At 71.8% G+C, this 21,152-nt stretch carries 19 protein-coding genes; 13 read left to right on the top strand and 6 right to left on the bottom strand.

Going from position 1 to position 21,152, the window contains the following annotated elements; all coding sequences use genetic code 11:
• On the bottom strand, nt 1-897 hold an 897-nt coding region (locus tag ACRDSK_RS18900), incomplete at its 3' end, for an 8-amino-7-oxononanoate synthase (RefSeq protein ID WP_431442406.1).
• Nucleotides 898-1,095: 198 nt separating this feature from the next.
• On the opposite strand from ACRDSK_RS18900, the gene ACRDSK_RS18895 reads away from it, so the two are divergent.
• The 8 genes from ACRDSK_RS18895 to cobA all read left to right on the top strand — a co-directional run bounded on the left by ACRDSK_RS18895 (nt 1,096) and on the right by cobA (nt 10,344).
• A complete protein-coding gene (locus ACRDSK_RS18895; protein WP_431442407.1) occupies nt 1,096-1,884 on the top strand; it encodes an ABC transporter ATP-binding protein in 789 nt (262 codons plus the stop codon).
• Nucleotides 1,872-2,708, top strand: a complete 837-nt coding sequence (locus ACRDSK_RS18890) for an ABC transporter ATP-binding protein (protein WP_431442405.1) — start codon at nt 1,872-1,874, stop codon at nt 2,706-2,708. The genes ACRDSK_RS18895 and ACRDSK_RS18890 overlap by 13 nt, the downstream gene beginning before the upstream one ends.
• Entirely contained in the window at nt 2,705-4,522 is a 1,818-nt protein-coding gene (locus tag ACRDSK_RS18885) for an AMP-dependent synthetase/ligase (protein WP_431442404.1), read from the top strand. The genes ACRDSK_RS18890 and ACRDSK_RS18885 overlap by 4 nt, the downstream gene beginning before the upstream one ends.
• 97 nt (nt 4,523-4,619) lie before the next feature.
• Nucleotides 4,620-5,516: a branched-chain amino acid ABC transporter permease gene (locus ACRDSK_RS18880; RefSeq protein ID WP_431442403.1), complete on the top strand. Its 897-nt coding sequence runs from the start codon at nt 4,620-4,622 to the stop codon at nt 5,514-5,516.
• Nucleotides 5,516-6,616: a branched-chain amino acid ABC transporter permease gene (locus tag ACRDSK_RS18875; RefSeq protein WP_431442402.1), complete on the top strand. Its 1,101-nt coding sequence runs from the start codon at nt 5,516-5,518 to the stop codon at nt 6,614-6,616. Before ACRDSK_RS18880 ends, ACRDSK_RS18875 begins: the two co-directional genes overlap by 1 nt.
• A 23-nt stretch (nt 6,617-6,639) precedes the next feature.
• The gene (locus tag ACRDSK_RS18870; RefSeq protein ID WP_431442401.1) at nt 6,640-7,926 is read left to right on the top strand and encodes an ABC transporter substrate-binding protein; all 1,287 of its coding nucleotides are present in this window, start codon (nt 6,640-6,642) and stop codon (nt 7,924-7,926) included.
• 273 nt (nt 7,927-8,199) lie between these two features.
• Nucleotides 8,200-9,033 (top strand): S1 family peptidase, encoded by an 834-nt coding sequence (locus ACRDSK_RS18865; protein WP_431442400.1) that lies wholly within the window; start codon nt 8,200-8,202, stop codon nt 9,031-9,033.
• Nucleotides 9,034-9,111: 78 nt separating this feature from the next.
• The gene (gene cobA / locus ACRDSK_RS18860) at nt 9,112-10,344 is read left to right on the top strand and encodes a uroporphyrinogen-III C-methyltransferase (protein ID WP_431442399.1); all 1,233 of its coding nucleotides are present in this window, start codon (nt 9,112-9,114) and stop codon (nt 10,342-10,344) included.
• A gap of 11 nt (nt 10,345-10,355) precedes the next feature.
• Here the strand turns inward: cobA and ACRDSK_RS18855 are convergent, their stop codons facing one another.
• The 3 genes from ACRDSK_RS18855 to ACRDSK_RS18845 all read right to left on the bottom strand — a co-directional run bounded on the left by ACRDSK_RS18855 (nt 10,356) and on the right by ACRDSK_RS18845 (nt 13,902).
• Entirely contained in the window at nt 10,356-12,101 is a 1,746-nt protein-coding gene (locus tag ACRDSK_RS18855; protein WP_431442398.1) for a DEAD/DEAH box helicase, read from the bottom strand.
• A 218-nt stretch (nt 12,102-12,319) separates the two neighbouring features.
• Entirely contained in the window at nt 12,320-13,312 is a 993-nt protein-coding gene (locus tag ACRDSK_RS18850) for a serine protein kinase RIO (protein ID WP_431442396.1), read from the bottom strand.
• 230 nt (nt 13,313-13,542) lie between these two features.
• Nucleotides 13,543-13,902: a VOC family protein gene (locus ACRDSK_RS18845; protein WP_431442395.1), complete on the bottom strand. Its 360-nt coding sequence runs from the start codon at nt 13,900-13,902 to the stop codon at nt 13,543-13,545.
• A 38-nt stretch (nt 13,903-13,940) separates the two neighbouring features.
• Here ACRDSK_RS18845 and mtnA point away from each other — a divergent pair, with 38 nt between their 5' ends.
• On the top strand, nt 13,941-14,918 hold the full coding sequence (gene mtnA / locus ACRDSK_RS18840; RefSeq protein WP_431442393.1) for an S-methyl-5-thioribose-1-phosphate isomerase: 978 nt from the start codon (nt 13,941-13,943) through the stop codon (nt 14,916-14,918).
• A 65-nt stretch (nt 14,919-14,983) separates the two neighbouring features.
• Nucleotides 14,984-16,732, top strand: coding sequence for a proline--tRNA ligase (locus ACRDSK_RS18835; RefSeq protein ID WP_431442392.1), 1,749 nt, complete (start codon nt 14,984-14,986; stop codon nt 16,730-16,732).
• 289 nt (nt 16,733-17,021) lie between these two features.
• Here the strand turns inward: ACRDSK_RS18835 and ACRDSK_RS18830 are convergent, their stop codons facing one another.
• Complete coding sequence (locus tag ACRDSK_RS18830; RefSeq protein WP_431442391.1) at nt 17,022-17,711, bottom strand: HAD family hydrolase; 690 nt, start codon at nt 17,709-17,711, stop codon at nt 17,022-17,024.
• Between the two features lie 115 nt (nt 17,712-17,826).
• On the opposite strand from ACRDSK_RS18830, the gene ACRDSK_RS18825 reads away from it, so the two are divergent.
• Complete coding sequence (locus ACRDSK_RS18825) at nt 17,827-18,888, top strand: ABC transporter permease (protein WP_431442390.1); 1,062 nt, start codon at nt 17,827-17,829, stop codon at nt 18,886-18,888.
• Here ACRDSK_RS18825 and ACRDSK_RS18820 read toward each other — a convergent pair.
• Nucleotides 18,869-19,279, bottom strand: coding sequence for a secondary thiamine-phosphate synthase enzyme YjbQ (locus tag ACRDSK_RS18820; RefSeq protein ID WP_431442389.1), 411 nt, complete (start codon nt 19,277-19,279; stop codon nt 18,869-18,871). The genes ACRDSK_RS18825 and ACRDSK_RS18820 overlap by 20 nt on opposite strands.
• 24 nt (nt 19,280-19,303) lie before the next feature.
• On the opposite strand from ACRDSK_RS18820, the gene ACRDSK_RS18815 reads away from it, so the two are divergent.
• Both ACRDSK_RS18815 and ACRDSK_RS18810 read left to right on the top strand, forming a co-directional pair.
• Complete coding sequence (locus ACRDSK_RS18815) at nt 19,304-20,314, top strand: aminotransferase (RefSeq protein WP_431442388.1); 1,011 nt, start codon at nt 19,304-19,306, stop codon at nt 20,312-20,314.
• A 60-nt stretch (nt 20,315-20,374) separates the two neighbouring features.
• Complete coding sequence (locus ACRDSK_RS18810; protein WP_431442387.1) at nt 20,375-21,100, top strand: hypothetical protein; 726 nt, start codon at nt 20,375-20,377, stop codon at nt 21,098-21,100.
• Nucleotides 21,101-21,152: the final 52 nt, after the last annotated feature.

Below are 21,152 nucleotides of genomic sequence, written 5' to 3'. Positions count from 1 at the left end.
CAACCGGGCCGTCAGGTCCAGCGTGGCCGCGCGCGCCCGGTCGGGCCGGTCCGGCTCGTCGCGCAGCACGCCGAGGGCGGCCAGGGCCGCGGTCGTGCTGGCCGGCGACAGGCCGGTGTCGAAGATGAAGCTCCGCGCCGAGTCCACCAGGTGCTTGATCACCCGCCGCGGGCCGAGTACCGCGCCGCCCTGCGCGCCGAGTGCCTTGGACAGCGTCACGGTCGTCACCACGTCCGGCTCACCGATCAGGCCCGCCTCGGCGACCGCGCCCCGGCCGCCCTCGCCGAGCACCCCGAAGCCGTGCGCGTCGTCCACGACCAGGGCCGCGCCGTGCTCACGGCAGGCGGCGAACAGCTCCGGCAGCGGTGCGAGGTCGCCGTCGACGGAGAAGACCGAGTCCGTCACGACCAGGGCCCGCTCGGTGCGGCGGGTGCGCAGCGCGTGCGCGACGGCGGCCGGCGAGGCGTGCTCGACCACCGCCACGTCCGCCCGGGACAGCCGGCAGCCGTCGATCAGCGACGCGTGCAGGTACTTGTCCGTGACGATCGCGCTGCCCTTGCCGGAGAGGGCGGTGAGCACGCCCAGGTTCGCCAGGAAGCCCGACGAGAACACCAGCGCCGCCTGCGTCCCGCAGAACGCGGCCAGCTCGTGCTCGAGCTCGATATGCGCCTCGATGGTTCCGGTCACCAGCCGCGAGCCCGTCGAGCCCGCGCCCCAGCGCAGCGTCGCGGCGGCGGCCGCTCCGGTCACCCGCTTGTCCCGGGACAGGCCGAGGTAGTCGTTGCCCGCGAGGTCCAGCAGGTCGGAGTCGGGCCGGCGCGGCCGCAGCTGCCGGGCGAGGCCCGCGCGGCGGCGCTCGTCGGCGCGGGTGTCGAGCCAGTCGAATGCCGAGGTCACGCGATCGAGTCTGACACCTGCCCGGTCCCGGCCGTGCCGAACCCGGCCGTCGACCGACCGGTTTGCCCGAGTGGTAACGGTTCGGCATGATCCTTGCTCGCCCTCGCCGCCAGCGGTTACGGTCCGGACCTGACGTGATCGCGGTCACGTCGGCCCAGGTCGGGGTTGCAGCAGGCTCACAGCGGAGTGGCCATGTCGATCCTGTCGGTCAACAACCTCGAGGTCGTCTACGACGACGTGGTGCTGGTCCTGCGCGGCCTGTCCCTCGAGGTGCCCGACGGCTCGATCGTGGCGCTGCTGGGGGCCAACGGCGCCGGTAAGACCACGCTGCTGCGTGCGGTGACCGGGCTGCTGATCGCCCACCGCGGCAAGATCACCAAGGGCACGGTCACGGTCGCCGGCACGGATCTCACCGGCGCCGACCCGGCCGATGTCGTGCGCCAGGGCGTCGGACAGGTCATGGAGGGCCGGCGGACCTTCGCGGAGATGACGGTCGAGGAGAACCTCCGCGCCGGTGCGCACACCCGCAGGCGAGCCGAGTACCGCGAGTCGGTCGGCCGGGTGTTCGACCTGTTCCCGGTGCTCGCGGAGCGCCGCCGGTCGACCGCGGGCTACCTGTCGGGCGGCGAGCAGCAGATGCTCGCGATCGGCCGCGCGCTGATGGCGAGCCCGCGGCTGCTGCTGCTCGACGAGCCGTCCCTCGGCCTCGCGCCCAAGCTCGTCGAGCAGGTCCGCGAGATCATCGTGCAGATAAACGAGCAGGGCACGAGCGTGCTGCTGGTGGAGCAGAACGCCGTGATGGCCCTGTCCATCGCGCGCTTCGGCTACGTCATGGAGGTCGGCAAGGTCGTCCGGGACGGCCCGGCCGAGGAGCTGCTCGTCGACGAGGACATCCGCGAGTTCTACCTGGGCTCCACTTCGGACATCGAGAAGCGCTCGTTCGCCGAGGTCAAGAGCTACCGGAGGAAGAAGCGATGGAGCGCCTGACCACCGAGCAGGAATCTCCCGCGGCCCCACCGGAGGCGAGCCGGCCAGGCGAGGATCCGGCGCCGCTGCTGGAGGTTCGCGACCTCACGCTGCGGTTCGGTGGCGTGACCGCGCTGAACGGGGTGAGCTTCACCGTCGGCCGTGGCGAGCTGTTCGCCGTGATCGGCCCGAACGGCGCCGGCAAGACCTCGATCTTCAACTGCCTCAACGGCGTCTACCGGCCCCAGCAGGGCACGATCACGTTGGCGGGCAAGCGAGTCACCGGCCGCTCGCCCGCGTCGATCGCCGCGATGGGCGTGGCGCGGACGTTCCAGAACCTCGGCCTGTTCGAGAACCTGACGCTCATCGAGAACCTCATGCTCGGCCGCCACCACCTGATGCGCACCGGGATGCTCGCCGGCATGTTCTGGTGGGGCCGCGCGAAGCGCGAGGAGATCACCCACCGCGCCGCGGTCGAGGAGATCGTGGAGCTGCTCGAGCTCGAGCCCTACCGCCGCATGCCCGCCGGCCTGCTGCCTTACGGCGTCGCGAAGCGTGCCGAGCTGGGCCGAGCCCTCGCCATGTCGCCGACGCTGCTGCTCCTCGACGAGCCGGTCGCCGGCATGAACGTCGAGGAGACCGAGGACATGGCCCGCTACCTCGTCGAGGTACGCCGGGAGCTCGAGCTGGCGATGATCCTGGTGGAGCACGACATGCGGCTCGTCATGGACCTCGCCGACCGGGTCCTGGCGCTGGACTTCGGGGTGCCGATCGCCACCGGCACGCCCGGCCAGATCCAGCAGGACCCCAAGGTGATCGAGGCGTACCTGGGCGGCGGAGCATGACCGCCACCGTCGAGCGTCCCACCCGGACCGCGACGCTCGTCGCCCGCCTGCTGGAGCACGCGGCGGGTCGGGCGGACGAGGTGGCGATCCGCGAGAAGCACCGCGGCTGCTGGCGCGAGTGGACCTGGGCCGAGTACGCCGGGCGCGTCGCCGACGTGGCCGCCGGACTGCGCTCGTTGGGCGTGGTGCCGGGCTCGCGGGTGGCCGTCCACGCCGAGAACCGGCCGGAGTGGGTGATCGCGGACCTGGCGGCGCAGGGCTTGGGCGCGTGCACGGTCGGCGTGTACCCGACCTCGCCGGCCGCCGAGGTGGAGTACCTGCTCGGGCACTCGGCGGCGGAGGTGCTGATCGCCGAGGACGAGGAGCAGCTCGACAAGGCGCTCGCGGTGCGGGAGCGGCTGCCGCTGTTGCGCCACATCGTCGTGATGGACCCACGTGGGCTGCGGTTCTCGGGGCTGCCCGGCGTGCTCACCTTCGCCGAGCTGGAGGAGCGGGGCCGCGCACTCGAGTCCCGCGACGCGTACGCCGAGTCGGTCGCGGCACTCGACCCGGACTCCACCGCGGTCCTCGTCTACACCTCCGGCACCACGGGCCCGCCGAAGGGCGCGATGATCTCGCACGCCAACCTGGTCGCGTCCGGGCGCGCGTTCGTCGAGGTGCTCGGCGCGACCCGGGGCGACGAGGTGCTCAGCTACCTGCCGCTGTGTCACGTGGCCGAGCGGCTGATCTCGGTCATCGACGGCGTGTGGGCCGGCCTCGTGGTCAACTTCGGCGAGGGCGGCCCGTCGTTTCCGAACGACCTGCGCGACGTCCAGCCGACCGTGTTCCTCGGTGTGCCACGGGTGTGGGAGAAGATTCTCGCCACCGTGGAGATCCGGATGGCGGACGCCTCGCGGCTCAAGCGGACGCTGTACCGGGCGTGCCTGCGCCAGGGCCGGCGGATCGCGCCGCGCCGGATGGCCGGCCGGCCCACGTTCGGCGACCGGGTCGTGCTCGCGATGTGCGAGCTGCTGGTGTTCCGCGCGCTGCGGGAACGGCTCGGCATGTCGCGGGTGCGCGCGCCGATCAGCGGCGCCGCGCCGATCGCGCCCCAGGTGCTGGAGTGGTTGTGGGCCATCGGGATCCCGGTGCGCGAGGGTTACGGGCAGACCGAGAACACCGCGATCTGCACGCTGAACCCGGTGGGCGACATCCGGCTGGGCACGGTCGGCGTCGCCTCGCCCGGGGTGGAGGTGCGCATCGCCGAGGACGGCGAGATCCTCACCCGCTCGGCCGGCGTGTTCCAGGGCTACCTGGACAACCCGTCGGCCACGGCGGAGACGGTCGACGCCGAGGGCTGGCTGCACACCGGCGACGTCGGCGAGCTGGACGACGACGGCTTCCTGCGGATCACCGACCGCAAGAAGGACATCATCATCACCGCGGGCGGCAAGAACATCTCGCCCTCGGAGATCGAGAACCTGCTGAAGGTGTCGCCGTACGTGCGCGAGGCGGTCGTCGTCGGCGACCGGCGCAAGTACCTGACCGCGCTGATCGGCATCGAGCTCGACACGGTCGGCAACTGGGCCTCGCGGCGCGGCCTCGCGTACACGACCTACGCCGACCTGTCGGCCAAGCTCGAGGTGCAGGTGCTGATCGACGGCGTGGTGCGGGCGGCCAACGAAAAGATCGCCCAGGTCGAGCGGGTCAAGAGGTTCACGCTGATCGGCAAGGAGCTCGACCACGAGGACGGCGAGCTGACCGCGACGCAGAAGGTCAAGCGCCGGGCGATGGCGGAGCGCTTCGCGGTTGAGATCGAGGCGATGTACCGATGACCCGCCCCCTCCTCGCTTCCGCCCGGAATGCCTGGAAGGCGTCCTTCCGGGCACTGGGCGTCTGGAAGGCGTCCTTCCAGGCTTCGGGGTGGCGACCGTGAGCGCGTTCCTCACCAACTTGTTCGCCGGGCTCGCGCTCGGGTCCACGTATGCGTTGGTGGCGCTCGGTTTCGTCGTCATCTACAAGTCCACCGGTGTGATTAACTTCGCTCAGGGCGGGCTGCTCGCGCTCGGCGCCTACCTCGGCTACACGTTCGCCAACGACCTCGCGCTCGCGTTCGGGGTGGCGATCCTGCTCGCCTGCGCCGCCGCCGCGGTGGTCGGCGCGAGCGTGGAACGGTTGGTGCTGCGGCGAATGGTCGGCCAGCCGCCGTTCGCGGTCATCATGATCACGATTGGGTTGCTGTTCGTCCTCGAGCCGATGATCACCGCGATCTGGGGCTTCGACAACCTGCCGATCCGCAACCCGTGGAACATCCAGACGGTCGAGGTCGGCGGGCTCGTGCTCGGCGTGCGCGACCTGTGGACGATCGGGCTCACCGCGGCCGTCGTGGTGGCGTTCTTCCTGTTCTTCCGCTACACCTCGTTCGGCCTCGCGATGCGGGCCACCGCGTTCGACCCGGAAGCCGCGCTGGCGCAGGGGATCAGCGCCCGCCGGGTCTACGCCGTGTCGTGGGCGATCGCGGCGGCGCTCGCCACGCTGGCCGGTATCACGCTCGCCGCCGGACCCGCCGGACTCTCCCCGTCGATCAGCTTCATCGCGTTCGCCGCGTTCCCCGCGATGATCCTCGGCGGGCTGGACTCGCCGGCCGGCGCGGTGCTCGGCGGCCTGGTCATCGGCCTCGCCGAGGCGCTCACCCGCGGCTACCAGGACCAGCTGTTCTCCTGGGCGGGCTCGAACGTCTCGGTGATCGTGCCGTATCTGCTGATGATCCTGATCCTGCTGCTCCGCCCCTACGGCCTGCTCGGTACGAAGGACGTGAGGCGGATCTGATGGCACCGAAACCGCACCGCAACCTCGTCCGCGGCTACGCGCAGGACCTGCGGCTGTTCGGCTCGCCCGCGGCCAAGGCCGGCCTCGCGGCGATGCTGCTCGTGCTGCTGGTGCTGCCGACCGTCGTGCAGGACGACTTCTGGCTGTCGGTGCTGATCTACTCCGGGATCACCGCGATCGGCGCCATCGGACTGAACCTACTGACTGGCTACAGTGGACAGATCTCGCTCGGCCACGCGTTCTTCATCGGTGCCGGCGCCTACTGCGCGGCGCTCGTCGGCGGGGACCTGGGGCTGCCGCTTCCGCTGTGGCTCTTGGCATCCGCGGCGGTCGGCGCGGTGCTCGGCGGGCTCATCGGGCCGTTCGCCCTGCGGCTGCGCGGGCACTACCTGGCCATCGTCACGCTCGGCCTGGTCTTCATCGGCGAGCACCTGTGGCGCAACCTCACCGAGGTCACCGGCGGCAACAACGGCACCTCGGTGCTCGCCGGGCCCACGATCGGCCCGGTGGACCTCGGCGCGCTCGAGATCGCCGGCGAGAGCTACTCGCGCAACCAGGGCTACTTCTGGCTGGTCTGGGTTCTGGTCGCGCTCGTCGCGCTGCTGGCCAAGAACCTCGCGCGGACCCGGCCCGGCCGGGCGCTGTGCGCGGTGCGCGACCACGACCAGGCCGCCGAGGTGATCGGCGTGCGGGCCGGCCGGTACAAGATCGGCGCGTTCATGGTCTCCAGCGCGATCGCGTCGATGGCCGGCGCGCTGTTCGGGTCCTACCAGCAGCATGTCAGCCCGGACGAGTGGACGCTGCTGCTGTCCATCCAGTACATCGCGATCATCATCGTCGGCGGGCTCGGGACGATCTTCGGCTCGATTCTCGGCGCGATCTTCGTCGGCGCGCTGCCCGCCCTGATCGACGAGTACTCCGAGCTGATCCCGGGCGTCGCCGGCTCGGCCGGCGGGGACGGCTTCATCAGTGTGTTCGCGCTCAACCAGGCCATCTTCGGCGTGTTGATCGTGGTCTTCCTGGTCTTCGAACCTCGGGGGCTGGCCGGGATCTGGTTCCGGGTCAAGGCCTACTTCAAGGCCTGGCCGTTCTCCTACTGAACACGAAGAAGGAGGCACCCAAGATGCGGGTGACAAGGAGGAGACTCGGGTTCGCCGCCGCGTTCGTGAGTCTGGCGCTGGTCGTGAGCGCCTGCGGGGGTGCGGGGGAGGACGAGGACGCCGGTGGCGGCGAGGCCGGCGCGCCGGCCAACACCGCCGGGTTCGACGGCAAGACGATCAAGCTCGGCGTCCTGACCCCGCTGTCCGGCACGGTCGCGGTCATCGGGAAGCCGCTGACCGCCGGCAACGAAGTCTGGTTCGAGGCGCTCAACGCCAAGGGCGGCATCGGCGGCAAGTACAAGGTCGAGCTGGTGCAGGAGGACACCCAGTACCAGGCCGACGTCGCCGTGCAGCAGTACAACAAGATCAAGGGCGACGTCGTGGCCTTCACCCAGGTCCTCGGCACCGCGCCGACCCTGGCGGTGCTGCCGCAGCTGCGGACCGACAAGATCCTGGCCGCGCCGGCGTCGCTGGACGCCCTGTGGGTCCGGGAGGACAACCTGCTGCCGGTCGGCGGGCCCTACCAGGTGCAGGCGATCAACGCGGTCGACTACTACCTGACCGACGGGGGCGGCTCGACCGACTCCGTGATCTGCACGATGATCCAGGACGACGTCTACGGCGAGGCGGGTCAGCAGGGCATCGACTTCGCCGCGGAGAAGTACGGGTTCTCGGTCGCCAACACCCAGCGGTTCAAGGTCGGCACGGAGAACTACGCCGGCCAGATCGGCGCCCTCGCGGGTGCCAAGTGCGAGATGGTGTTCCTCGTGGGCACGCCCTCGGACGCGGCCAAGATCTGGGGCACCGCCGCACAGGCCCGGTTCGCGCCGCAGTGGTTCGGCCAGTCGCCGAGCTACACCGGGGCGCTCTCCCAGTCCGCGATCGCGCCGTACATGCAGCAGTCGGTGCTGATCGTGGCCGAGGGCACCGAGTGGGGCGACACGTCGGTGCCTGGCATGAAGACGATGGTCGACGAACTGGGCAAGTACGCGCCCGACGAGAAGCCGGACTACTACTTCGCGTTCGGCTACAACCAGGCGCGCGCGATGACGGCCGTGCTGGAGAAGGCCGTCGAGAACGGCGACCTGTCCCGCGACGGCATCCTCGAGGCCTCCAACCAGCTCGGCACGGTCAGCTTCGAGGGACTCACCGGCGACTACCAGTACGGCCCGGCCGCGGAGCGCAACCCGCCGCGGGCGAGCACGATCTTCAAGGTGGACCCGGCGAAGCCGTTCGGCCTGGCCAAGGTCAAGTACCTGCTCGAGTCCGACGCCGCGAAGGAGTTCGAGTTCAAGAAGGCGGACCTCTGACGGTTCCCTGCTGACCGCTCCGGCGGGTCGCGCACCTGGTGGTGCCGGCCCGCCGGAGCCCGTTTTCGCGGTCGTAGACCCCTGGCCAGCGGATTCCATCCGATAGTCGGGTCTGCGCAGCGCATGCGTTTCCCCAGGTTGGCGGGTCAATAGTGATCCTGTTCACCCGTTCGGACCACTACCAATGGGCGTTGTGGCTGCTCGTTACCGAGGGGTAGCTATGTGTCAGCCCGTGGGAACCTGACTCGCGGGACCTAACAAGGGAGAAGAGAGATGGCTGAGGCAAGGCGCCTTCTCCGCCTGGCCGGGGTTGCCGCAGCGGTTCTCGCATCGGTCGGCGTCGCGGCGTCGGTGACCATGGCGAACGCCGACCAGACGACGGAGCAGAAGCCGTCCGGGGACGTTCAGCCGATGATCATCGGTGGCGAGGAGACGACCATCGAGGAGAACCCGTTCATGGTGGCGCTGACGTCGCCGGACGGGTTCCAGTTCTGCGGCGGCACGATCGTGGCGCCGACGAAGATCCTCACCGCGGCGCACTGCACCGAGGGGCAGCAGCCGGCCGACATCAAGGTGGTCGCGGGCCGGACGTCGCTCTCCGGCGGTGGCGGCACCACCGCGAACGTGACGAACGTCTGGATCAACCCCAACTGGGACTCCGCCGCGCTGAAGAACGACGCGTCGGTGCTCACGCTCGACACCCAGCTCGCGGAGGCCCCGCTGCCCATCGCGACGGCGGCCGACGGCGACCTGTACGCCGCGGGCGCCAACAGCACGGTCTACGGCTGGGGCGTCACGGAGGACGGCAACACCTCCGACGTGCTGCGCAAGGTGAGCATCCCGGTGACCGCCGACGACGCGTGCGCGACGTCCTACCCGGACCAGTTCGACGCCGCCTCGATGGTGTGCGCCGGCCTGCCCGAGGGTGGCAAGGACAGCTGCCAGGGTGACTCCGGCGGTCCGCTGGAGGGCGTGGCCGCGGACGGCACGCGCAAGGTGATCGGCATCGTGTCCTGGGGACAGGGTTGCGCGGAGCCGAACTTCTACGGCGTGTACGGCCGGGTCTCGGCGATGTCGGACCTGATCCAGGAGCAGATCAACAGCTAGTTCCCGGGTTGGTCGAGGGCCGCTCCGCTTCGGCGGGGCGGCCCTTCGCCTTTCGGCGGGGTTGGCATCCTTGTCCGCATGACAGGTGAGCAGCACTATCTGGCCGGACTCGACCTCGCCGGCCGGCGGGTGGTCGTGGTCGGGGGCGGGACCGTCGCACAGCGCCGGCTGCCGCGGCTGGTGTCCTCCGGCGCCCGGGTCGAGCTGGTCTCGCCCGCCGTGACGCCCTCGGTCCAGACGTTGGCCGACTCGGGCGCGGTCGTCTGGCACCGGCGGCCCTACGCGCCGGGTGACCTCGACGGGGCCTGGTACGTGCTGTGCTGCACCTCCTCGCCCGAGGTCAACGCCGAGGTCTCCGCGGACGCCGATCGGCTGCGAGTCTTCTGCGTGCGAGCCGACGCCGGGTCCGCCGGGTCCGCGGTCACGCCGGCGACCGGCAACCACGACGGGTTGCTGGTCGGTGTGCTGGCCGGCGGCGAGCACCGCCGGTCAGCGGGCGTGCGGGACTCCGTGCTGGCCGCGCTGCGCGGCGGGGCGGTTCGCGAGGCGGTGGCCAAACCGGTCGGCGTGGCCCTGGTCGGCGGCGGGCCGGGGGACCCCGACCTGATCACCGTGCGCGGCCGGCGGCTGCTCGCGCAGGCCGACGTCGTGGTGGCCGACCGGCTGGCGCCGGGCTCGCTGCTGGAGGAGCTGCCGCCATCGGTCGAGGTGGTCGACGCGGCGAAGATCCCCTACGGGCGGGCGGCCAGCCAGGACGCGATCAACTCGCTGCTGGTCTCGCACGCGCGGGCGGGGCGGTTCGTCGTGCGGCTGAAGGGTGGGGACCCGTTCGTGTTCGGGCGCGGGTTCGAGGAGGTCCAGGCGTGTGCCGCCGCGGGCGTGCCGGTGACCGTGGTGCCGGGGGTGACGTCGGCTTTCGCGGTGCCGGCCGTGGCCGACGTGCCGGTGACGCACCGGGGAGTCGCGCACGAGGTCGTCGTGGTGTCGGGGCACGTGCCACCCGGCGACCCGTCGTCCCTCGTGGACTGGCCGGCGCTCGCCGCGCTGCGCGGGACGCTGGTGCTGCTGATGGCGGTCGAGCGGATCGGGCTGTTCGCCGGCGCACTCGTGGCCGGCGGCCGGCCCGGCGACACGCCGGTGGCGGTCGTGCAGGAGGGGACGACGCGCGGTCAGCGAACCCTGCGGTCCACTTTGGACAAGGTGGCCGACGACATCGCGGTGGCCGGCATCCGGCCGCCAGCGGTCATCGTCGTCGGGCCGGTGGCGGGACTGGCCCGCCCGGACGAGTCCGAGCGGGCCAGCACGTCCTAGCGGCGGAACCCCTAGCGGCGGAAGCGCCCGCGGGGCCGGTCGAACCGGTTGCCGCGGCGCGGCGGGCGGCGGGTCGGCTCGGGGTCGATCACGGGCTCACCGGACGGGACACGTGCACCGGTGATGCGGGTGAGGTCGGCGTCGCCCGGACGCACGGTGGTGCGCTCCGGGGACACGCCTGCCTGCTCCGTCATCCGGAACACCGTGCGCCGCTCCTGGTGGGTGACCATCGTGACGACGGTGCCCGCCTCGCCGGCGCGCGCGGTGCGCCCGGCGCGGTGCAGGTAGCCCTTGGCGTCGGCGGGCGGGTCGACGTGCACCACGAGGCTGACGCCGTCGACGTGGATACCGCGGGCGGCGACGTCGGTGGCGACCAGCACCGGGAGGCTGCCGTCCTTGAACTCGCCGAGCACCCGGTTGCGAGCGCCCTGCGGCTTGCCGCCGTGCAGCGCGCCGGCCCGGACGCCGACCGCGCGGAGCTGCTTGGTGAGGCGGTCGACGTGGTGCTTGGTGCGCAGGAACATGATCGTGCGACCCTCGCGCGCGGCCATCTCCGCCACCACGGCCGCCTTGTCCGCGGGGGACACGAGCAGCAGGTGGTGGTCCATTGTGGACACGGTGGCGGTGGCCGGCGAGACCGAGTGGGTCACCGGGTTGGTGAGGTAGCGGTCGACCAGCGCGGCCACGTCCCGGTCGAGCGTGGCGGAGAACAGCATCCGCTGGCCGTCCGGCACGAGGTCGAGGATGTCGCGGACCTGGGGGAGGAACCCCATGTCGGCCATCTGGTCGGCCTCGTCCAGGGTGACGAAGCGGACGTCGTCGAGGACGCAGGTGCCCTGCCGGACGTGGTCGGAGAGCCGGCCGGGGGTGGCGATGAGCAGGTCGATGCCGCGCTGGAGCTGGTCGGCCTGCTTGGAGAACGACATCCCGCCGACAACGGTCCGGCACCAGAGGCCCAGCGACTTGGCGAGCGGCATCAGCGCCTCGGTGACCTGCACGGCGAGCTCACGGGTCGGCACGAGGACGAGGCCGCGCGGGTGGCCGGGGCGCGGCTTGCCGTGGTTGAGCCGGGTGAGCAGGGCGAGGCCGAAGGCGAGCGTCTTGCCCGACCCGGTCTGCGCCCGGCCGAGCACGTCCCGCCCGGCGAGCGCGTCGGGGAGGGTGGCCGCCTGGATGGGGAAGGGCTCGTTGATCCCGGCGTCCGCGAGGGCGTTCAGCAGGGGAGTGGGCAGCCCGAGCTCGGCGAACGAGACGGAGACCGGCTTGCGCCCGTCCTCGACGATCTCGCCGTCCCACGAGGGAGTGTTCGGAGCCTGCTCGCGGCGGTCCACCGGCCGGCCGGCGTGGCGGTCGTCCGACCAGGGCGCGCGGCGGTCGCGGCCCTGGCCACGGTCGTCACGGCGGTCGTCACGGCGGCGCGGGTTGTCGGACCACGAGCCCCGGCGGTTGCCGGTCGAGCGGTTGTCGCGCGCCTGGCCGCGGGTGTCGCGGTCGTCGCGGCGACGAGGGCTGTCGGACCACGATCCCTGGCGCGTGCCGGTCGAGCGGTCGTCGCGGTGGTTGTCGGACCACGAGCCCCGGCCGTTGGCGGCCGAGCGGTGGTCGTCGCGGCGGGGGGCCTGGTGCGGGTGGCCGTCCCGGTTCGTGCGGGCGTGCTTGGTCGCCGCGTCGCTGCGCGGGTGTTGCTGAGTGGTGCGCGCCTGCTTGTGGCGCGGCTTGGTGGCGCGCGCGTTGTGGCGCGCGGTGCTGTTCGGCACGAGATCCTCTCCGATGGGGCACGTCTCGGGAGGCCTCTGCTGGCAGCAGGCGAACAATCTCGCGCGGACGAGCCCAGCGCCTTCGTGGCGCTGTGGTGTGGTTACATCGCTGGCCGCCTCGGTGGGCGGGGAGCGGCACGGACCGCTCGCGATGCTCGATCAAGACTACCCGATGGCCTTGCCTCGCTCGGCACCGCGCCGTCGTCCGTGCCCTCGCCCTACTCCAGACCGGCCGCCGTGAGCAGGTCGTTCGTCACCTCCGTGGGATCGGCCACGGACTCCGGCAGGCCCCGCGCGCGGAACCAGCCCATGACGTTGGCCACATCCCGGGCCAGGAACTCCGGCCCGCGCGGGTTGGCGACCACGTCGACGATCTGCGGCAGGTCGATCAGCATCACCTGTCCGTTGTGGACGAGCAGGTTGTACGCCGACAGGTCGCCGTGGGTCGTCCCCTCGCTCGCCAGCAGGTCGAGCGCCGCCACGAGCTGGCGCCAGAGCTCGACCAGCTCGTCGGGGCCGGGACGCAGCTCGGCGAGCCGTGGCGCGGCCGTGCCGAGATCGTCGCCGAGGAACTCCATCAGGAGCTCCGTCCCGCTGCGCTGCACCGGGTAGGGCACCGGCGCGCCGATCGACCACAGCCGCGACAGTGCCGCGAACTCGGCGACCGTCCACTGCTCGGCGATCAGGTTCCGCCCGAACGCCGTGCGGTTGGCCATCGCGCGCATCTCACGGCTGCGGCGCATCCGCCGGCCCTCGAGGTATCCCGCGTCGCGGTGGAACTGCCGGTGCTCGTTGCTGCGGTACCGCTTCGCGGCCAGCACACAGCCGCGCCCGGTCTCGGGCACCTCCCGCCGGATCAGATGTACGTCGGCCTCCTTGCCGGTCTTCAGCACGCCCAGCTCGGTGTCGGCCGCGGCCAGCTCGGTGACGACCCAGCGGGGCCGCGGCCGCGGTCCCTGCTCGCCGTCACCCCAGGTGGTCCAGCGGTCGGTGCCCGGCGGCAGCTCCGGGCCCGCGAGCGCGCTCTCTCGCACCGCGGCGAGGCGGGCGCGCTCGTGCTCGGTCAGCCGGCCGGCGCGGGTCGACCCCTGGTCGAACTCGCCCTCGAACGTGCGGGCGAGGTCGGACTTCTTCGGTTTGCGTGAACGAGCGCGTCGGGTGTCGAACGCGTCCTCGTCGTCGGTGTAGTCATCGATGTCGTGCAGGCGCACGGTGGGTTCTCCTCAACGGGATGGATGAGCGCCCCACCGGCGCGTGGCGACAAGGTGTCGAAAGACGTTTAGCCAGGCGAACTTCAGCGGGGCGGGCGGACGCGGGCGTGCTGCGTCCAGGAGACTTCGGTAGACACAGGCACCTCCCTCTCGTCCGCCGGCGAACCGCCGACGCGTGACCTCGATGGCAGCAGCAAAGCGCACCCGCTGCCGCGACGCAACCGAATTACTCAGCTGTGTGGCGAGCCCACGCAGAACTCGTTGCCCTCGGGGTCCTGTAACACCGTCCAGGTGAGGCCGGGCACGGTGTGGTCCTCGCCCTTGGTGGCGCCGAGCGCGACGAGCCGCTCGACCTCGCCCTCCCGGTCGTCGGTGGCGAAGTCGATGTGTACGCGGTTCTTGCCCGCGCGCGGCTCGGCCACCATCTGCAGGCCGAGGTAGGGCTGTTTGGGGTTGGCCGACGAACGCAGCTGTACGAAGTAGCCGCCGGCGTCGAAGGCGACCTCGAGGTCGAGGGCCTTGGTCCAGAACTCGGCGAGCGAGCGCGGGTCGGCGCAGTCGATGGTGATCCCACCCATGTTGAGCTTCATGCGGGCAGGCTAGAGCGGGGCACCGACAAAATGGAGTCGTGCGCACCATCGACTGGCTGGACGGCCACATCGTCGCGATCGATCAGACGAAGCTGCCCGGCGAACTCGCCTTCCTGGACATCCACTCCGTCGCGGACCTGGTCGAGGCCATCAAGCGGCTCGCCATCCGCGGCGCCCCCGCGCTCGGCGCCGCCGGGGCGCTCGGCGCGGCCATGGCGGTCCGCGGCGAGCCCGCCGCCGACGACCTCGCCGCCGACCTGGCCGCCCTGCGAACCGCCCGCCCGACCGCGGTGAACCTCGCCTGGGGCGTGGACCAGGCACTCGCCCGCCGCGCCGAGGGGCCGGACGCCGTGCTCGCCGCGGCGCTGGCCGTGCTCGAGGCCGACGCCGCGAGCAACCGCGCCCTCGCCGAGCGCGGCGCGGACTGGCTCGCGGCGCGGGTCCAGGGGCCGGTCGTCGTCCAGACCCACTGCAACGCCGGCGCGCTGGCCTGCGTGGAGTGGGGCACGGCGTTGGGCGTCGTCCGGTCGCTGCACGAGCGCGAGCGGCTGCGCCACGTCTACGTCGACGAGACCCGGCCGCTGCTGCAGGGCTCCCGGCTGACGTCGTGGGAGCTCACCGAGCTGGGCGTCGACCACACCGTCGTCATCGACTCGGCCGCGGCGACCGTGCTGGCCAGGGGGCTCGTCGACGCGGTCGTCGTCGGCGCCGACCGGATCACGGCCAACGGCGACGTGGTGAACAAGATCGGCACCTACCCGCTGGCGCTGGCCGCGCAGCGGGCCCGTGTGCCGTTCGTGGTGGCCGCGCCGGAGTCGACGATCGACTCCTCGACCGCCACCGGTCGCGAGGTCGAGATCGAAGTCCGCGACGGCGCCGAGGTACTCGCCATCGGCGGGCTGCCCGGCACGGCGACGCTCAACTACGCCTTCGACGTGACGCCGGCCGACCTGGTGACCGCGATCGTCACCGAGGACCGGGTCGTGCGGCCCGCGCTGGGGGAGCGGCCCGCGTAACCCGTTGGAGTGTGCGGGTGGCGGGTCACTACTCTTGCCGCAGCCTCTTGACAAGGAGAAGTGCCGTGATCACCAGGATGTCGTCGCTGTTCCTGCGCACCCTGCGCGAGGATCCGGCGGACGCCGAGGTGCCGAGCCACAAGCTGCTGGTTCGCGCCGGGTATGTCCGCCGCGTGGCTCCGGGCGGCTTCTCCTGGCTGCCGCTCGGCCTGCGGGTGCTGCGCAACGTCGAGCGCGTCGTCCGCGAGGAGATGGACGCCATCGGCGCGCAGGAGATCCAGTTCCCCGCGCTGCTGCCCCGCGAGCCCTACGAGGCGACCGGCCGCTGGACCGAGTACGGCGACAACCTCTTTCGGCTCAAGGACCGCAAGAAGGCCGACTATCTGCTCGGCCCCACGCACGAGGAGCTGTTCACGCTCACCGTGAAGGGCGAGTACAGCTCGTACAAGGACTATCCCGTTCTGCTGTACCAGATCCAGTCGAAGTACCGGGACGAGGCGCGGCCCCGCGCGGGCATCCTGCGCGGGCGCGAGTTCCTGATGAAGGACTCGTACTCGTTCGACCTCGACGACGACGGGCTCGCGAACAGCTACCAGCTGCATCGCGACGCCTACATCCAGATCTTCGACCGGCTGGGCCTGCGGTACGTGATCGTGTCGGCGATGTCCGGGGCCATGGGCGGCTCGAAGTCCGAGGAGTTCCTCGCGGAGGCCGAGACCGGCGAGGACACGTTCGTGCGCAGCACGGAGTCCGGCTTCGCGGCAAACGTCGAGGCCGTCGTCACCACCGTACCGCCCGCACAGTCCATTGAGGACAAGCCGGCCGCGCAGGTGCACCACACGCCCGACACGCCGACGATCGAGACGCTGGTCGCCTTCCTCAACGGCGCGAACCTGGGCCGCACGTTCACCGCGGCGGACACGCTGAAGAACGTCCTGCTCAAGACGCGCGCGCCCGGCGAGGACAAGTGGGAGCTGCTGGCCGTCGGCCTGCCCGGCGACCGCGAGGTCGACACCAAGCGCCTGGAGGCCGGGCTCGAGCCCCGCGAGGTGGCCATCCTCGAGGAGGCGGACTTCGCCGCGAACCCCTTCCTCGTGAAGGGCTACATCGGGCCGAAGGCGTTGCAGGACAACGGAGTCCGCTACCTCGTCGACCCTCGCGTCGTGCCCGGCACGGCCTGGGTCACCGGTGCCGACAAGGCCGACCACCACGTCGTGGACCTGGTGTGCGGACGGGACTTCACGCCGGACAGCACGATCGAGGCCGCCGAGGTCCGCGCGGGCGACCCCTCGCCGGACGGGCAGGGCACGCTGGTCGCGGCCCGCGGCATCGAGATCGGGCACATCTTCCAGCTGGGCCGCAAGTACGCGGACGCCTTCCAGCTCGACGCGCTCGGCGCGGACAGCAAGCCGATCCGGATCACCATGGGCTCCTACGGGGTGGGCGTGTCCCGACTGGTCGCCGCGATCGCCGAGCAGTCCCACGACGAGCAGGGCCTGTTGTGGCCCCGCGAGGTCGCGCCGTACGACCTGCACATCGTCATCGCGGGCAAGGACGAGTCGATCCGCGAGGGCGGCGAGCGGCTGGCCGCGCAGCTGTCCGACGCGGGCCTGTCGGTGCTGCTGGACGACCGCACGGCCATGCCGGGCGTGAAGTTCGCCGACGCCGACCTGCTCGGCGTGCCGACGATCGTCGTGGTGGGCCGCGGGCTCGCCAAGGGCGTCGTGGAGGTCAAGGACCGCGCCACCGGCGAGCGGGTCGAGGTCGCCGTGGACGACGTCGTCGCGCACCTGACCGGGCTCGTCCGCGGCTGACGGCCGTGGCCGCGGAGTTGGCCGAGAAGACCGGTTTCATGGCAGGCCAAAGCGAGCGAGGTCGTGACCTACCAAGGTGACCTCAGGGGACCGTGACGGCACCCAGCCACTATCCGATCGGCCGCCGGCGCCCTTCGTCGGGACGTAACGAACACTTTGAAGTTCGGGGAGGCGGACTAGCCAGCGCTGGTTCCGGCGGGCCGAGGTGGAGCGGATGATGGCCGACGGCGAGATCACCGACGGCCCCATGCTCGCCGCGTACCTGCTGCTGACGCCGCGGGAACGCCGACTAGCGAAGTAGGGCGGTCAGCACGGCCGGAGTGTCCGCGAGGTCGGGCAGGACCACGTCCGCGCCCGACTCCGCCAGCTGGTCCACGGTGTGCCGGCCGGTGGCCACGCCGACCGTCACCGTGCCATGGTGACGGCCCGCGGCGATGTCCATCGGGGTGTCGCCGATGACCACGACCGACGCCGGCGCGAACGTGACGCCGTGTTTGGTCGACGCCTGCGCCATGGCCGCCTCGACGAGGTCGTGCCGGTGGTCGGACAGCGAGCCGTAGCCGCCGATCTCGAAGTCGACGTGCCGGTCGAGGTCGAACGCGGCCAGCTTGACGTCCGCCAGCGCCGGCAGGTTGCCGGTGACCAGCGACTGCACCACGCCCTCACGACCGGCCAGCGTCGCGAGGATCTCCGGCGCCCCGGCCAGCGCCCGCCCCAGCGTCGGCAGCGACGGGCGGGCGGCCAGGCCGATCGCCTCGAGCGCGGCGAAGAGCCGCTCGACGTGCTCGTCCTCGTGCGGTTCGTCGTGAGCGCGCAGCAGCTCGCGGGCGAGCGACCGTTCGGTGCGGCCGGGGAAGACCGGCAGATGGGCCAGCTCCTTGCCGACCACGCTGGTCAGCGCCTCGGCGTACCACTGTCGGCCCAGGCCGGTGTAGTCGACGAGGGTCAGGTCGATGTCCCAGAGAACCAGCGTTTCCACCCCGCCATCGTGACACGAGCCGACCAGACGGTGATTTCAACAACGGTTGACTTGCTGTGTGGGCCGGGCGTACCTTGAGGGAGAAATTCAACACTCGATGAACTTTGGAGTCGCAATGGCCGCCGCATCCATCACCCGACGTCCGGTGCTGGTCGCCGTGCTGCTGGGAGTCGTCGGCGCCGTGGTCGCCACGGTGCTCGGCTTCCTCACCTTCGGCGCACAGGCCACGGTCGCGCCGCACGAGGTGCCGCTGGCCGTCGCCAGCCCGCCCGGGCCGCTGAGCCAGGCCGCCGAGCGCGTCGCCCAGCAGGGCGGTGACGCCGTCGACTGGCGGGTCACCGACCCCGAGCGGGCCCGCGAGCTGTTGGCGGACAAGGAGGTCTACGGCGTCCTCGAGCTCGGCGGCGGACCGCGGCGTGTCGAGCTGACGGTCCTGACCTCCGGAGCGGTGAACCCGCAGGGCACCCAGGCAGCCCAGCAGGTGCTGACCGGCGCCGCGCAGGGCCTCGGGGCGGCACTGAGCGAGCAGGGGCTCACGGTCGCGCCACCGCACCTGGAGATCGTCTCGCCGGCGAGCATCGCCGGGCGCACCGCACCGCTCGCGGCGAGCGCGCTGCTCTGGATCGGCGGCCTGGTCGCCGCGATCGGGTTCGCCGTGCTCATCCTTCGCGCGGGCATGCGCCCCGGCCCGCTGGCCCGCGCCACGCTGTTGCTGACCGCGAGCGTCGTCCTCACGGCGGTCGTCGCCGGGTTCTTCAGGCTGTGGGACTCGTCGCTGCCGCTGACCTGGGACGTGCTCGGCTTCGTGTTCCTGACCGCGGTGGCCTTCGCCGCCGTGCAGGGCGCGCTGTTGCGGCTGTTCCACCTGCGGGCGGTGGCGATCCTCGCGCCGCTCTACCTGATCGCGCCCGCGGTGGCCGGCCAGGTGCCGGAGATGCTCAACCCGGCCTACCGCGCGCTGCTGTGGTCGTGGACGCCGTTCCGCTTCTCCACCGAGGGACTGCGCAGCCTCCTGCTCGGTGCTCCGGACGCGCCGGACGTGCGGACCGGCCTGCTCGTGCTCGGCAGCATGGCCGTGGTGGGCCTGGTCGTGATGCTGTGGCCCCGCCGGTACCAGGTCGAGCCGCCGGTTCCGGCGCAGGACCGCGAGCCGGTGCTCAGCCGGCCAGGAAGCTGAACCGGACCTTCCGCACCGGATTGTCCACATTGGTGTCGACGAGGCAGATCGACTGCCAGGTGCCCAACGCGAGCTCCCCGGCGACCACGGGGATGCTCGCGTAGGGCGGCACGAACGCCGGCAGCACGTGATCGCGGCCGTGGCCCGGCGAGCCGTGCCGGTGCCGCCAGCGGCCATCGGCGGGCAGCAGCTCGCGCAGGGCCTTCAGCAGGTCGTCGTCGCTGCCGGCGCCGGTCTCGATGATCGCGAGACCGGCCGTCGCGTGCGGCACCCAGACGTGCAGCAGCCCGTCGCGCGCGCCGGCGTCCGCGACGAACCGGCGGCACGCGTCGGTGAGGTCGTGGACGACCTCGCGATCCCCGGTCTCGACCTCGATCTCCGTGGTGTGCATGCCGGACACGGTATTAGTTGAGTCGTGCGAATCGCCTTTGGACAGCAGTTCGACGTGCCCCTCGGGTATCTCAACACCGCGAGCATCGGCATCCCGCCCGCCTCGGCGGCCGACGCGGTCGCCGACGCGGTTGACCGGTGGCGGCGGGGCGCGTCCCGGCCGCCCGACTTCGACGAGCACGTGGCGGTCGCGCGGGACGGCTGGGCCCGGCTCGTCGGGATCGACGTCGCGAACGTGGCGACCGGCGCGAGCGTCTCGCAGCTCGTCGGCCTCGTCGCGGCGAGCCTGCCGCCCACGACGCGCGTGCTGGCCGTCGGCAGCGAGTTCACCAGCGTCACGTTTCCCTTCGCCGCACAGGGAATGCCGGTGACCGAGGTGGCGCCCGACGAGCTGCTGTCCCGTGTGGACGATCATGACCTGGTCGCGGTGAGCGTGGTCCAGTCGGCCGACGGTGCGGTCGTCGACCTGGCCGGCCTGCGGGCGGCCGGCAAGCCCGTGCTGCTGGACGTCACGCAGGCCGCCGGCTGGCTGCCGCTGCACCTGGGCTGGGCGGACTGGGTCGTCGGCGCCGGCTACAAGTGGCTGCTGGCCCCACGCGGCACGGCCTGGCTCGGCGGCCGGAGCGACGCACTGGATCAGACCGTGCCGGCGGCCGCGAACTGGTATGCCGCCGACAGGCCGTGGGACGGCATCTACGGGCTGCCGCTGCGTCTCGCGGCCGACGCCCGCCGGTTCGACCTCTCGCCGGTCTGGTTCGCCCAGCTCGGCGCCGCCATCACCGTGCCCTGGCTCGCCGGCCTCGACCTCGCCGCGGTCCGCGACCACTGCGTCGGACTCGCCGACGCCACCCTCGCCGCGCTCGGCCATCCGCCGCGCGGATCCGCCGTCGTCGCCGTCGACCTGACCGACGAGCAGGTGAGCATGCTCACCAAAGCGGGTGTGGTGGGAGCGGTCCGGGCGGGCCGCACCAGGCTGTCCTTCCACCTGTACAACACCATGGACGACGTGGACCTCGTCGCCGGTCGAACGCGCTGAGGCCGTGCCACGGGTACCTCGCCCTGGTTAACGACCGGGTGGGCCGTTACCGTGTCGGCCGTGTCGGCTCCCTATCACCCGGGCCAAACGCCATGGCCCGACAACCAGTCGCAGCGCCCGGACCGGCCGCCGCCTATCCAGTTCCGCCCTGACGACCAGGAACCCGGGAGCAACCCGGTTTTCGCATGGATCCTGCGGATCGTCGGGCTGCTCGGGGTGGCCGTGGTCTCGGGTGCCGTGTGGTGGTACATCCAGAACGAGGGCACACCCGGCACCGGTGCCGATGACGACGGCGGCCGGACCCCGCAGCGGAGCGAGGGCAAGTACGAGTTCAAGGCGGAGATCGCCACGCCGCGGGTGGACCGGGAGTGCCAGGACCACGCGTACGGCAAGACTCAGGACTTCTTCGTGGCGAACCCGTGCGACCGGCTCACCCGCTCGGTGTTCACCACCACGGCCGACGGCGACCGGACCGTTTACACGTCGGTGTCGGTCGTGGACTTCGGGTCCGAGGAGCTCGCGGTCGAGCTGCAGCGGCTGACCAAGTCCGACGGGACGGGCAACGTCAGCGACCTCGTCAAGGAGAAGGTGATCTCCGTCGACGGGCTGGACGGGCTGAGCGCGCGCGGCGGCTACGCGTCGCAGGTGCAGGGCGGTCGCATCACGATCGTCGAGTCTGACTACGACCCGCAGAGCTCCGACGGCGGCTCGGAGTCGGAGCTGGACGACGTCTCGGAGGACGCGCTGCGCCTCGGCGGCGACATCGCCGACGACAACGGCGGCTGAGCTACTTCCCGGGCCGGCCCGGGAAAGCCGGCGTGGCCGGGGACTGACCGGC

The sequence above is a fragment of the Actinophytocola sp. genome (assembly GCF_050699915.1).
Taxonomy (GTDB): Bacteria; Actinomycetota; Actinomycetes; order Mycobacteriales; family Pseudonocardiaceae; genus Actinophytocola.
This window is presented reverse-complemented; position numbering and strand designations above follow the sequence as displayed.

Bases quoted from the DNA above. Each gene is read 5' to 3' on its own strand.
- ACRDSK_RS18890 (WP_431442405.1), top strand. From the start codon at position 1,872: ATGGAGCGCCTGACCACCGAGCAGGAATCTCCCGCGGCCCCACCGGAG.
- ACRDSK_RS18885 (WP_431442404.1), top strand. From the start codon at position 2,705: ATGACCGCCACCGTCGAGCGTCCCACCCGGACCGCGACGCTCGTCGCC.
- ACRDSK_RS18875 (WP_431442402.1), top strand. From the start codon at position 5,516: ATGGCACCGAAACCGCACCGCAACCTCGTCCGCGGCTACGCGCAGGAC.
- ACRDSK_RS18870 (WP_431442401.1), top strand. From the start codon at position 6,640: ATGCGGGTGACAAGGAGGAGACTCGGGTTCGCCGCCGCGTTCGTGAGT.
- ACRDSK_RS18865 (WP_431442400.1), top strand. From the start codon at position 8,200: ATGGCTGAGGCAAGGCGCCTTCTCCGCCTGGCCGGGGTTGCCGCAGCG.
- cobA (WP_431442399.1), top strand. From the start codon at position 9,112: ATGACAGGTGAGCAGCACTATCTGGCCGGACTCGACCTCGCCGGCCGG.
- ACRDSK_RS18845 (WP_431442395.1), bottom strand. From the start codon at position 13,902: ATGAAGCTCAACATGGGTGGGATCACCATCGACTGCGCCGACCCGCGC.
- ACRDSK_RS18825 (WP_431442390.1), top strand. From the start codon at position 17,827: ATGGCCGCCGCATCCATCACCCGACGTCCGGTGCTGGTCGCCGTGCTG.
- ACRDSK_RS18820 (WP_431442389.1), bottom strand. From the start codon at position 19,279: ATGCACACCACGGAGATCGAGGTCGAGACCGGGGATCGCGAGGTCGTC.